This is a genomic window from Solibacillus sp. FSL K6-1523, from assembly GCF_038005225.1.
Taxonomy (GTDB): domain Bacteria; phylum Bacillota; class Bacilli; order Bacillales_A; family Planococcaceae; genus Solibacillus.
Map to the genome: position 1 here is coordinate 1,785,540 of NZ_JBBOSU010000001.1, position 11,234 is coordinate 1,796,773.

General features: G+C 35.9%; 18 protein-coding genes. All 18 read left to right on the plus strand.

Going from position 1 to position 11,234, the window contains the following annotated elements; genetic code table 11:
* Nucleotides 1-137: 137 nt before the first annotated feature.
* The 18 genes from MHI10_RS08385 to MHI10_RS08470 all read left to right on the plus strand — a co-directional run bounded on the left by MHI10_RS08385 (nucleotide 138) and on the right by MHI10_RS08470 (nucleotide 11,231).
* Complete coding sequence (locus MHI10_RS08385; protein ID WP_340784624.1) at nucleotides 138-1,043, plus strand: rolling circle replication-associated protein; 906 nt, start codon at nucleotides 138-140, stop codon at nucleotides 1,041-1,043.
* Nucleotides 1,036-1,614: a Cas9 inhibitor AcrIIA9 family protein gene (locus MHI10_RS08390; protein ID WP_340784625.1), complete on the plus strand. Its 579-nt coding sequence runs from the start codon at nucleotides 1,036-1,038 to the stop codon at nucleotides 1,612-1,614. The genes MHI10_RS08385 and MHI10_RS08390 overlap by 8 nt, the downstream gene beginning before the upstream one ends.
* Before the next feature lie 19 nt (nucleotides 1,615-1,633).
* A complete protein-coding gene (locus tag MHI10_RS08395) occupies nucleotides 1,634-3,148 on the plus strand; it encodes a PcfJ domain-containing protein (RefSeq protein ID WP_340789184.1) in 1,515 nt (504 codons plus the stop codon).
* Nucleotides 3,145-4,008 (plus strand): DUF3102 domain-containing protein, encoded by an 864-nt coding sequence (locus MHI10_RS08400; protein ID WP_340784626.1) that lies wholly within the window; start codon nucleotides 3,145-3,147, stop codon nucleotides 4,006-4,008. The genes MHI10_RS08395 and MHI10_RS08400 overlap by 4 nt, the downstream gene beginning before the upstream one ends.
* On the plus strand, nucleotides 4,008-4,535 hold the full coding sequence (locus tag MHI10_RS08405) for a Holliday junction resolvase RecU (RefSeq protein ID WP_340784627.1): 528 nt from the start codon (nucleotides 4,008-4,010) through the stop codon (nucleotides 4,533-4,535). Before MHI10_RS08400 ends, MHI10_RS08405 begins: the two co-directional genes overlap by 1 nt.
* Before the next feature lies 1 nt (nucleotide 4,536).
* Nucleotides 4,537-4,716, plus strand: a complete 180-nt coding sequence (locus MHI10_RS08410; protein WP_340784628.1) for a hypothetical protein — start codon at nucleotides 4,537-4,539, stop codon at nucleotides 4,714-4,716.
* A 16-nt stretch (nucleotides 4,717-4,732) separates the two neighbouring features.
* Entirely contained in the window at nucleotides 4,733-5,092 is a 360-nt protein-coding gene (locus MHI10_RS08415; protein ID WP_340784630.1) for a hypothetical protein, read from the plus strand.
* A 16-nt stretch (nucleotides 5,093-5,108) separates the two neighbouring features.
* On the plus strand, nucleotides 5,109-5,378 hold the full coding sequence (locus tag MHI10_RS08420) for a hypothetical protein (RefSeq protein WP_340784631.1): 270 nt from the start codon (nucleotides 5,109-5,111) through the stop codon (nucleotides 5,376-5,378).
* A 15-nt stretch (nucleotides 5,379-5,393) separates the two neighbouring features.
* Nucleotides 5,394-5,792: a hypothetical protein gene (locus tag MHI10_RS08425; RefSeq protein WP_340784632.1), complete on the plus strand. Its 399-nt coding sequence runs from the start codon at nucleotides 5,394-5,396 to the stop codon at nucleotides 5,790-5,792.
* A 210-nt stretch (nucleotides 5,793-6,002) separates the two neighbouring features.
* Nucleotides 6,003-6,269, plus strand: a complete 267-nt coding sequence (locus tag MHI10_RS08430) for a hypothetical protein (protein WP_340784633.1) — start codon at nucleotides 6,003-6,005, stop codon at nucleotides 6,267-6,269.
* Between the two features lie 379 nt (nucleotides 6,270-6,648).
* Complete coding sequence (locus MHI10_RS08435; RefSeq protein WP_340784634.1) at nucleotides 6,649-7,461, plus strand: hypothetical protein; 813 nt, start codon at nucleotides 6,649-6,651, stop codon at nucleotides 7,459-7,461.
* A 93-nt stretch (nucleotides 7,462-7,554) separates the two neighbouring features.
* Nucleotides 7,555-7,839 carry a hypothetical protein gene (locus MHI10_RS08440; protein WP_340784635.1) on the plus strand — a complete coding sequence of 95 codons (285 nt, stop codon included), beginning with the start codon at nucleotides 7,555-7,557 and terminating at the stop codon, nucleotides 7,837-7,839.
* A 222-nt stretch (nucleotides 7,840-8,061) separates the two neighbouring features.
* Nucleotides 8,062-8,232, plus strand: coding sequence for a hypothetical protein (locus MHI10_RS08445; protein ID WP_340784636.1), 171 nt, complete (start codon nucleotides 8,062-8,064; stop codon nucleotides 8,230-8,232).
* 18 nt (nucleotides 8,233-8,250) lie between these two features.
* On the plus strand, nucleotides 8,251-8,520 hold the full coding sequence (locus MHI10_RS08450) for a hypothetical protein (RefSeq protein WP_340784637.1): 270 nt from the start codon (nucleotides 8,251-8,253) through the stop codon (nucleotides 8,518-8,520).
* Nucleotides 8,520-8,807, plus strand: a complete 288-nt coding sequence (locus tag MHI10_RS08455) for an HNH endonuclease (RefSeq protein ID WP_340784640.1) — start codon at nucleotides 8,520-8,522, stop codon at nucleotides 8,805-8,807. Before MHI10_RS08450 ends, MHI10_RS08455 begins: the two co-directional genes overlap by 1 nt.
* Before the next feature lie 104 nt (nucleotides 8,808-8,911).
* Nucleotides 8,912-9,292, plus strand: coding sequence for a P27 family phage terminase small subunit (locus tag MHI10_RS08460; protein ID WP_340784641.1), 381 nt, complete (start codon nucleotides 8,912-8,914; stop codon nucleotides 9,290-9,292).
* A 5-nt stretch (nucleotides 9,293-9,297) separates the two neighbouring features.
* Nucleotides 9,298-11,052, plus strand: a complete 1,755-nt coding sequence (locus MHI10_RS08465) for a terminase large subunit (protein ID WP_340784642.1) — start codon at nucleotides 9,298-9,300, stop codon at nucleotides 11,050-11,052.
* A 5-nt stretch (nucleotides 11,053-11,057) separates the two neighbouring features.
* Nucleotides 11,058-11,231 (plus strand): hypothetical protein, encoded by a 174-nt coding sequence (locus MHI10_RS08470; RefSeq protein ID WP_340784643.1) that lies wholly within the window; start codon nucleotides 11,058-11,060, stop codon nucleotides 11,229-11,231.
* Nucleotides 11,232-11,234 lie beyond the last annotated feature (3 nt).

Genomic DNA, 11,234 nt, shown 5'->3' on the forward strand with positions numbered 1-11,234 from the left:
CATTTGACTATTGCCAAATAATCTATCTTCATTTTACGTGAAAAATGGCAATGAGTCAATTATCGTCCTTGTAATAGAGTATTAAGTTTATGACCACAACGACGTTAAAAGTACAGTAATAGCAAGGAGTTACTATTATGAAATTGCCAAAATATAACGTAGAAAATTATGAAGATTATTTTGTGATCGATGAGAGTAATTTTACAGATAGTGTTGAGGAACGAATCGAGAAATTAAGAGATAAGCAGGTAAGCAAATATAGGGTGAAAACAATTCGAAGTGGACCAATGCTAGAATGTGAGATTTATCCAATACAGATTTGTTCGCCAGGAGGGAAACGATCCCAAAAGAAAAAAGTTATCAGACAAGCTCAATCCAATCTAAATGATAAAAATGCAAAAAAGCAGTTAATCAGGTTAGTGAATACGAATTTCACCAAGCGAGATATTTGGATCACGCTCACTTATAAAGATGGACGTTTACCAGCGGACTTAGAGCAAGCAAAGAAGGATATGCAAAATTACATTCGTCGTTTAAAGAGACACATCAAAAAATATGATTTGCCTGAGCTCAAATATGTATATGTTACGGAGTATCAAGATGCAGATAACAAGAAGGAAAAGCGTGTTCACCATCACATGATTTGTAATTTTGCTGATAGAGATATAGCAGAAGAACTATGGAATGGAGGAGGTAGAACACAAACTCGTAGACTTCAGCCAGATGATTTTGGGTTAGAGGGGTTAGCTCGTTATATAGCAAAAGAAAAAAGCGAATCAACAATAAAGCGCTATACACCTAGTCGTAATTTGCAACAGCCGAAAATTACGATAGCAGATAGCAAAGTAACCCGTAGACGCGCGGAGAAAATTGCAACAGAAGAAAACATGGCGCAAGAAATCTTTGAAAAGCTTTATGCCGGTTATAGTTTCAAAGACATGGAAGTAAAGTACAGCAATTATGTTGCTGGTGCATACATCTATGTACGCATGAAACATATCGAACCTATAAAACAAAGAAGGGGAACGAAACAAGATGAATAAAAATCATGGTCTAAATTCGGGTGAACGAGTACCATTTGGCCTTTTCCACGCAGCAGTTGAACGTGAAAAAGAAAGCGCGGCTAAACAGCATCATGTAGAAATGTTACGCGAAGGTCAAATTACTATTTTTGAAGCAGTTCCCCAAACAAAAAAGGAGGAGAATCTAAAAATGATAGAGCAAGTATTGGCAAAGATAAAAAATGAAATGGCCAACAGCAAAAACAACGCATACGTACAGGTGATTGGTGAGTACCTAATTAATTACGTTCAAAATAATCCTTCATCAGCAGAAAAAGTTATGGACGAAAAGAAAACAATCGTAGGTAGTTTAGATGCTATGCGTAAAGAGGCGGAAAAGAAAAAGCAAAATAATTGCGCGGTCCTTACAGATCAAGAAGGCTTTGCAATTGTGCTGAAATACATGGGGCTAGATGCTGAAACAGCAATTATACAGCAACCAGTACAAGCGTCAGTTCCTATAACTATTAAAACAAACGATACGCCACAAACAGTAGATAACATACCTAAGACTAAGCCGCGCTTTAAGGCATCGTTCGAAGAGTTCCTGTGAGGTGAGTGCTTTGACTGAGATGAAGAATATAACAAATCAATTATTGGAGCATTTTGAAAGTGAAATAACAGAAGAGATACGAAGTTATGCAAGAGATGATGTATTGACGCATAGCCGTTATCTATTTGTTAGTAAAGGTAAAGATCCTGAAACGTATTGCACACACTGTCGGTACTGGTACTACGAAGAAGGGACAATCAAAACGGGAACGCAAGGAATTTGTCCGAACTGTAAATCGACTTGCATTTACAAGTATGCGTGGCGTAGCAGGAATACAGCTTTTGATGCAGCTTACTTTTTGTATTTCAAAAAGTCGATAAAAAATCCGCAAGTTGTGACGGCTACATGGTATTACGCCAGTCATGATTTGAGAGGTAATTTTGTCGGAACATCAATTGAGTTAACTGCAGTAGCAAATTTGGTATTCGATTGTGAAAACAATACAGGTCAAATGTTAGAGAGATGGAGTTGGAATAGGGATTGGACGATTAATGATAGTATCACAACCCCATCTGTTTTACGAAATAGTGGAATCACTCGGAAAGTCGCGAAACAAAGCATCGAAGTAGCCGCAGCAGGCACTAAGTTAGCATATAGCAATTGGGATAAATATGCGTTAGAAGACATAGGGAAATATTTTGCTTTAGTTCTTAAATATCCAAGCATTGAAACCCTTAGTAAAGCAGGAGAGACAGGCGTTGTAAAAAGTAAATTATATGGTAATCGAACATATAGCGCGGTAAACTGGCGTGCTACGAAACTTCATAATATTTTTAAAGTTTCTAAGCAGGATTTCACGCAATTAGTAGATTTGAAGGCGGATTTGTTGGATTACTGGTTATGGCAGCAGGCACGTAAGGAAAAATCCAAAATGTCAATGAAGGATTTAATTATGCAAGCTAGTCAATATACCTTAGATATTCGTATGGATATATTCAAATATTTACGGAAGTATTCAACAATACACAGAATATTTAATTACGCTGAAAAGCAATTCATACAAAATAAAAAGCATTATATTACGCGCGGCCAAGTACTTACTACATGGAGAGATTATATAGAGGATTGCATTAAGTTGAAAATGGATTTAACCGATGAACAAATCTTGTATCCGCGTAACGTAGAAAAAGCACATCAAGAAACGATGAAGCGAGTAAAGCATTACGAAGATGAATTGATGAGAGAAAAAATTATGAAGCGTAAGGAACAATTGCAGAAGTACGAATTTCAGTATGGCGGCTTCTTTATTCAGATTCCTAAAACAGCAAAGGAAATTATTGATGAGGGGAGCAAGCTTTCTCATTGTGTCGGTAGTTACGCAATACGACACATGGAAGGTAAAATAACAATTTTATTTTTACGAGATGTGCTGGAACCAGACAAGCCGTTTTACACCATCGAAATGAATTCAAAGGAAGTCATTGTCCAAGTTAGGGGGCATAAGAATCAACCTACTACGGAAGAGGTTCAAAAATTCATAGATATTTTTAAAGTGAAAAAATTAAAACAACAGAAAGCGAGGAAATCGGCATGACGTTGCAATTTGAGCTAGGACGACCAAAAGAAGTTATTGCAGGAGAAATAAACGCTATAAAAGTACAAACGCAAACAATGGTTCTCCAGGCATCGAGCGAAATTGGTAAGAGGTTAATAGAGGTTAAAGAACAGCTTCCGCATGGTGAATGGGGGCAATGGCTAAAAGATAACGTCGAATACAGCCAATCAACTGCAAATAACTTAATGCAAATCCATCACGAATATAAAGCAAATTCCCAAGCGTTTGGAGATTTGACGTATACCAAAGCCGTAGCACTTTTAGGCATTGATCCGGGTGAGCGGGAAGAGTTTGCGAAAGAGGTAAATGCTGAAGAAATTTCAACTCGGGAGCTACAAAAGTTAATTAAAGAAAAACAGGCAATTGAGAAAGAAAAACAAGAGCTTGAGGCACAAATGGCCAAAGAAAAGGCAGCGCTTGAAGAGGACCTTGAACAGATGCAATTACAACTGGAGGAGGTTCAGCAGCAAGTTTCTAGCGATGAAGATTCTAAAAAGGAAATCAACCGCTTAACGCAAGAATTAGCCGTAGCAGAATCAACAGCCGAGAGACTACAGGCAGATTTAAAAGCAAAGCCAATTGAAGCAAAAGCAGTTGAGATAGTACCCGAAAGCGTTCAAAAAGAATTGGAGCAATTACGTAAGCAAGCAGCAGAACAAGGTGCAGATCCTTTAGAAGTTGCCTTTAAAGTGAAGTTTGAAACGCTTATTAATCAGTTTGGCTCAACGCTTGAAGCCGCTGAATTAGTGACAAACACAGAGAAACGTAAACAATTTAAACAAATGGTGCACAAGCTATTGGACCGCATGCGCATTTCCTTGGAAGAGGGGGATGAATAATGGCCAGGCTTGCAAAGAAAGGATCCAGATTAGAAATGTTAATCGACATGACTAATAACGAATACCGCAATGGAGGGGTTGCAGTTGTTGATAAAGTCCCACCACCGTTAAAAATTGGGAAAGTTGTTGGTAAAAATGTTGATGCTTATTTAGATAAGGCGGCTTGGTTAGATTACACAGGCGTTTATAAAGGCTATTCGTTGAATTTTGACGCAAAGGAAACGACAGTTGAACGGTTCCCGCTAGCCAACCTAGCAAATCATCAATATGAAACTATGAAATTATGGAACAGACATGGCGGAGTAACTTTTTTGATTGTGGCATTTTGGCTCAAGGGTAAAAACGAGCCGGAAATTTACTATTTAGCTTATAAGCAACTAGCAAAGTTTTGGGAGTTTAAAGATTCGGGTGGCTCGAAATCTATACCGATTAAATATTTCCGTGACCACTGCATGCGTATAGAGTGCCGTAACGGATTTACATTGCATTATTTACTCGCATTAGGTTTGCACCAGTTAGGAGGGTGAAATGATGCAACAGCAGGATAATGAGTACAGCAAGCGCGCCGAAAAATGGGCATCCAAAAATGGTTTTAAATTAGGTGCACTTACCGAAAAGACCGTGACACTACAACGTTTATCAGATGACCATTCGATGCAAGTTGACAAAAGGTTGCTGGATCACATTATGACAGATGAAGGTTATTAATGATGAGGTGAGGTAATTGAATAAAAAATGTTTAGTTTGCGCAAATAGTTATAACCCACAGGATTCTGGTTCATTCTTCAATTTTAAATTTTGTAGCGATGAATGCGAACAAAAAGCGGAAATAGAAGCAAAATCAGCGGAAACAGGGGTGCATATGTATATGTGCATCTCTCCATTTCCGATTCGGTTCTCTAATGGTACAGAAACAGGCGCAACTGAAATAGTCGTTGAAGGCAGCAAGTGGCGCATAGATGGAAGCCTGGCGCGCGGTCTTAATAAATTCCATTTAGAAAACCTTTCAGGGAGAGTTGACGAAAAGATTACATGGCTGGAAGTGGACGAACAGGCACTTTCAAGACACTTTCAGAAGATATAGAAGAGGAGTGATTTTGATGCTTGAAGTAACTAAGAAGAATATAGTAAAAACACGCAAGGCTCATGAATGTTATGGCTGTTGCAAAATTATTGATAAAGGCGCGGCAGCTGTTAATGTGCGCGGTAAAGAAGATGAACAATATATCCAATTCCATTTACATGTCCAATGTCATATTTTAATTATGAAGCAAAAACTGTTTAATGAAAACTTTAGCAAAGGTGCAGTAAATAAAATAAGAAACAATAATTATGCAGATAGCGCGGAAGGGGCAACATGTCCTTATTAATTGAGGTGAAAAAGCTTGAGTAAATTTAGATGGTTAGATGATTATTGTGAATTAGAGCAAGAAATCGATACAATCGAATTAGAGCTAGGAAGAAGTAAAAAAGAACTGAATCGATGGCTTAATGTAAATGACTTAGGCAAATATTCTTTAACACCTGAAAGTCGAGGTGCTAAATTAGAAGAAATTATTTTTGATTTAGAACATGAGCTTGCATATAAGTTCAATGATCTGTATGATTTCAAAAGTTCTGTGAGTAAATTTAAAGGCCTGGATAATCAGATTTTATATTTGCGATATATCGAACAAAAAACATTTGATGAGATAGCAGATGAAACGGGTTATGCAAAAGGAACAATTTACAACAAGCATGCCGCATTAATGAAAGTCGTAAAGTACCTAACAAATGTATTTTAATTTCACTTCAATTAAATCAAAATGAAATTAGTGAACCTATTGTAAATACGATATATGATGATAACGTGATAGTTTTGCATATGACTATTACGGAACATTTAACATCTCCTCCCTTCAAAACGGGACTGCATTCTTAATTGAGTGTGGTCTTTTTTTAGTATTGTGAATTAGTTCATTTTGTACTATGTTTGAGATAGAAGGGGGAGAAACATGGGAAATGAAGAATTGGTATGCTTGGAATGTTCACAGGAAATAAATACCGATTATACTTATGGTATTGAATCGTCTGAGGAAGGATTATGTCTTGATTGCAATTCAAATTATGCGTTCTGTGAAAAACATGAAGATTATGTGAGTGTAATTGATGGATACGATTATGATTCTCGAATATGTAAAGACTGTGTACAAGAATATTTTTCCGGTCCAGAGACTGATGATCCAGACTTTTTTGATTCGTATGATCCAGATTTCGACTAAGTGCCTTAAAATTAGATGCTTTGTATTTATGTATTGAAGATATAAAGTCGAAAGCCTAAACAGACTATAAAAGCGAATGAGGTAGGTGGCGTATCCAATGGCGTTCATATGGTAAAGTGCTGAGGACACAGCAATACCGGGCATAAACGAGATGCCACAGAAACCGTATATCAAAGTCGTGAGCGATTGTTTGCGGCTTTTTGTTATGAAACAAATTGTCATACAATAATAGTTCGTTCGCTTGTATGCGCATTTAATAAACAAGTGTAAAGTGGCTAATAGTTATGTATAAGCTCTCTATAATTTTAGTGACTTTCTTAATTTATTGTTTTATCCTTACAAGAGAATAGGAAAATAATATTGGGAAAGTGGGATTAATTTGTTTAAATGGGTAGATAAGAAAGATTTAGTGTATTGGCTTATCTTTGTAATGCTGATTAGCTTCCTGTCGTCTGATATAGGGCAATTCGAGCGTTTAGTGTTAGATAATTGGGCATTTGCAGGAACGGTTGTTTCAATAATTTTAGCGGTTATCGCTATCTTATATACATTCGACCAAAGTTCTACTACAGTTGCTTCAACTAAAAAACTTGAAGAATCTGCAAAAAGAGTAGAGATAGCTACAAAAGGACTTGAAAATAATAATGTTGATACTCTTATTACGGATTTAGAAAATCGATTGACTGATCTCCTAAAAGAAATGCATCAGGGAATCGATGAAAATATCAACACCAAATTTGCACCTTTAAAGGATTTGGAATATTTCAGAAATAGCCAACCTTTTTTAGATAAAAATTTACAAATTCTTAGCGATGAGGGTTGGAGACGATATTTAAACAATAACATAGTTATAGGTCTTAATCTTGAAGGTTTAACATTATTATATTCGTATTTTTTATATGAAAACGATTTAGATTATAGTATTGAAAAAACTGAAGGATGGATCTTGGAAATTACTAGGGAGGAAAATAGAGTTAAAGAATATTTAGGTTTAATTAATGGACAAATGAGATTATTTTCTTCTTTTAATGTATTTGATTACAAACAAATCGATGAACAAGCTCGAGTGTCAGAATTCATAAGTTACAATGAAGTGGTGTTTGAAGAAATTAAGAGTATTGTAGCAAATAATATGGATCAAATCGGTTATATTATAAGGGATTTAAAAGATATTTTTGATATAGAAGAATAAAAATATTTTAAAGTATTACCTCCAACAAGGTGTGGCTTTTTAGTTTGAAACTTTCTCCATACATACTCGTATGTTAATTAAGGGGGAATATATATGCGGCAAACATTAAAAAAGTTTTATAAACGTTTAAGTGTAATAGTACTTGCAATTATATTAATTTTCTTTTTCATCTTTGCTATTTTTACACTTATAATTGAAGGTTCAAAAGGAAGTTTAGATCCAATAACATTTGTTTCATTAACAGCTGTAATTTTATCTTTCCCAGGAATAGTTAATACTATTGTTGATGAGTATGTTCCGAAAAAGAAAACATATACATTATCTAGTAATTGTCCTAAATGTAAACATTTAATTCGAATGAATATGAGGGAAGAATAAAATATTTAAGAAGTCGCACTCACTACGAGTTGCGGCTTTTTCTTATGCCTTGAACACTGCATATCAAACAGCCACTTAGGAGTATACGGACACTAGTCGGAGTGACTTAAATAAAACCATACCAGGGCCGAGTTTGGTGTGCAGTGTTGAATATATAAAGTCGAAAGCTAAACAGACTATAAAAGCTAATGAGCATCTACTATGAATTGTGGAGGGGAAATGATGTTTCAATACGAAATCAGAACAAAGGTAGCTGTTAACAACCCGAAGACCGTAGATGGTGTTTACGAAGTTCAAATCAATGAAGGTGCTTATCATTTCTACAACGTAGAAGATATTTTATTCTTTTCTATTCCAGTTGCAGAAGTGCATTCAATTGAACTAATCAACTAATAAGTGGAGGGATGAACAATGGCAGAAGCGAAAAAGATTTTAGCATCAATGGGCATAGACCTAGATACTAAACGGTTTGAATTGAAGCTACGAGCAATCGCTAAATACACTGAAGCATTAGCGGATGAATTAGATGGAATTGATAACGCATGGACTTGCGAAGTGTGCGGGCATGATGTCAAGGTAACTTGTAATTACAGTCATTTACCGACAAGGACACAGTGTGATTCGTGTGGCGCATTAGTTACTGAAGAACAATTGCCAACGCGAATAGAAGGTAGCGATTAATGAACTTCTATAAATCAAAACAATGGAAGCGTAAGCGTCTAATTATTTTAAGACGTGATAGTTATGAATGCAAGGAGTGCAAGCGGTACGGTAAGAATCGAACTGCCACAACGATACACCATTGCCATCCTTTAAATGTTCGACCTGATTTGCGGTTAACGAATTGGAATTTAATTTCTTTATGTAATAAGTGCCACGAACAAATGCATACGCGAGCTGGTGATGAATTAACTGAACTTGGAATCTATTGGAGAAATAAAGTAACCCCCCACCCTATGACAAGCTGAAACGAACACTCGGGGACCGAGAAGGGGAAAGTCTTCCCTCCACAGAGCAATTTCAGAGAAAAAGGGGTGTGAACGAAAATTGTTGGTAGGAATGAGGTGAGAAATTGACTAATGTAAAGACGAAAAAGCAATTCAAATTAGCGGTTACGCGAGAGATGAAAAGCCTTGGTGTGTATAAGAAAGAGTACAATAATTTGATAGATATTTATGCCGGAATGTTACATCAATATCATCTATTCGAATTTCAATTTGAAGAGTCCGGTTATCAAATAACTGAAGACTATACAAACAAAGCAGGTGCAACAAACCAAAGAAAAGTACCTCTTTTGACGGCAATGGAATCATTAAGAAAAGATATTGTTTCGTATTCTGATCGTTTATGCATGAATCCAAAAACTTTAATTGCACCAGATCCAATGGATAAAAATAAACAAATGAATACTGGTTCTGCATTAGATCAATTTCTTGCTAGTCAGAAGCAGTGATGTAAATGGACTTATCGCATATTGATTCAAAGAATTTCGATGTGGCATACGAATACGCATTATCGATTGTTGAAGGTCGTAAAATTGCATGTGAGGAAAATCGCTTTGCAGCACAACGATTTCTTAATGATTTAGAACGTGACGATTTAGATTTTCGTCAGGAACAATTTGATTTTGTTATTGGATTAATCGAGGGGACCATTGCACATCAACAAGGTGAAAATTTAGAGGGAACGCCGTTAAAAAATACTCCACTTTATTTACAGCCATGGCAGATATTTGTCATTGTAAATCTACTTGGATTTTTTAATAAAAATAGTAACGTTCGACGTTTTCACGAATCATTATTAATGATTGCGCGTAAAAACGGTAAAACTGCATTTGCTTCAGCGCTTGGGTGGGCGTTATCGATTTTAGACCGAAAAAGTGGCTCTAAATTATATATTTTGGCGAATAGTTTAAAACAAACAATGGAATCATTTAGTTTCCTTACTTATAATGCGGCGCGATTAGAAGATAAAACAGTTCGAGTTCGCGACAATAATCAGGAGCATTCTATCACTAAAAACTTTAGTGATGGGGGCTCTATTTTTATTCAAGCGCTCGCAAATGATCCGAAGCGCTTGGATTCTTTGAATAGTAACTTATTAATTCTTGATGAAGTTCATACGTGGCAATCAGCAAAGCAATACATTTTAATGAAAAACTCTCAAAAGGCATATCGAAACAAATTATTAATAGCGATTTCAACTGCTGGAGATATTCCGAACGGATTCCTAGCAATGCGTTTAGAATATTGTAAAAAAGTATTGAATGGAACCGTTGTTGATGATGAGTATTTCATATTCATTTGTAAAGCTGATCAGAACGAAAAAGGACAAGTAACAAATTATACGGACCCAGCTATTTTAGAAATGGCCAATCCATCATGTGGTGTTTCTGTTTCAATTGATGATTTAATTCGTGATGCAGAATTAGCGATGAATGATCCCCAGACTAGGGGCGAATTTTTAAATAAAACGTTGAACATTTTTACATCGTCTTTAAAAGCATATTTCGATATTAATGAATTTAAAAATTCGGATAAGAAATATAAATGGACGATAGAAGAATTGGCGAAACTAAAAATCTCTTGGTACGGTGGCGCGGATTTATCGAAACTTCATGATTTAACGGCTGCTGCTTTATATGGTCGTTACAATTTCGAAGGAAAAGAAATTGATATTGTTATTACACATGCATTTTTCCCGATTGTTTCAGCTTATAAAAAAGCGGAAGAAGACGGAATCCCTCTTTTCGGTTGGCAAGATGATGGCGTTTTAACTATGAGTAATACAGCCACTGTTCACTATGATGATATTATTAATTGGTTTAAGAAGATGAAACAAAAAGGATTCAACATTAAAAAGGTTGGATTCGACAAGAAATTTGGTCGTGAATTCTTCTTAGGAATGAAAAAAGCCGGATTTAAAATTGTAGACCAGCCACAATATTTCTATAAAAAGTCAGAAGGGTTCAGACGTATTGAAGTAAAAGCGAAAAATGAGTGTCTTTATTACGTTCACAATCAGGCATTTGAATATTGTGTGCAAAACGTTCGTGCTATCGAGAAAACGGACGATATGATCCAATATGAAAAAATCGATGGTGATGGTGGTACGCAGCGTATCGACTTATTTGATGCTGGTGTATTTGGAGCTGTTCAAATGCTCGAAGATATGACGAATGCACAAAATGCAACGAGCTGGTTAGGAGGTTAAGTGCAATGTCGAAACTTTTAAAAGAGAATATTTTTGAGTTGTTGCTGCTTATCGGACTTGTTTTATTTTCGATAGGTTTTTTTATGTTTTCGGTTCAAATTGGATTCATTGTGACAGGTTTAATAATTATTGTGCTTACAATTTATTTGAACAAGGAGCAACAGGGAGGGGGTGACTAAATA

Bases quoted from the DNA above. Each gene is read 5' to 3' on its own strand.
- MHI10_RS08385 (WP_340784624.1), top strand. From the start codon at position 138: ATGAAATTGCCAAAATATAACGTAGAAAATTATGAAGATTATTTTGTG.
- MHI10_RS08390 (WP_340784625.1), top strand. From the start codon at position 1,036: ATGAATAAAAATCATGGTCTAAATTCGGGTGAACGAGTACCATTTGGC.
- MHI10_RS08395 (WP_340789184.1), top strand. From the start codon at position 1,634: ATGAAGAATATAACAAATCAATTATTGGAGCATTTTGAAAGTGAAATA.
- MHI10_RS08400 (WP_340784626.1), top strand. From the start codon at position 3,145: ATGACGTTGCAATTTGAGCTAGGACGACCAAAAGAAGTTATTGCAGGA.
- MHI10_RS08405 (WP_340784627.1), top strand. From the start codon at position 4,008: ATGGCCAGGCTTGCAAAGAAAGGATCCAGATTAGAAATGTTAATCGAC.
- MHI10_RS08410 (WP_340784628.1), top strand. From the start codon at position 4,537: ATGATGCAACAGCAGGATAATGAGTACAGCAAGCGCGCCGAAAAATGG.
- MHI10_RS08420 (WP_340784631.1), top strand. From the start codon at position 5,109: ATGCTTGAAGTAACTAAGAAGAATATAGTAAAAACACGCAAGGCTCAT.
- MHI10_RS08430 (WP_340784633.1), top strand. From the start codon at position 6,003: ATGGGAAATGAAGAATTGGTATGCTTGGAATGTTCACAGGAAATAAAT.
- MHI10_RS08440 (WP_340784635.1), top strand. From the start codon at position 7,555: ATGCGGCAAACATTAAAAAAGTTTTATAAACGTTTAAGTGTAATAGTA.
- MHI10_RS08445 (WP_340784636.1), top strand. From the start codon at position 8,062: ATGTTTCAATACGAAATCAGAACAAAGGTAGCTGTTAACAACCCGAAG.
- MHI10_RS08450 (WP_340784637.1), top strand. From the start codon at position 8,251: ATGGCAGAAGCGAAAAAGATTTTAGCATCAATGGGCATAGACCTAGAT.
- MHI10_RS08455 (WP_340784640.1), top strand. From the start codon at position 8,520: ATGAACTTCTATAAATCAAAACAATGGAAGCGTAAGCGTCTAATTATT.
- MHI10_RS08465 (WP_340784642.1), top strand. From the start codon at position 9,298: ATGGACTTATCGCATATTGATTCAAAGAATTTCGATGTGGCATACGAA.
- MHI10_RS08470 (WP_340784643.1), top strand. From the start codon at position 11,058: ATGTCGAAACTTTTAAAAGAGAATATTTTTGAGTTGTTGCTGCTTATC.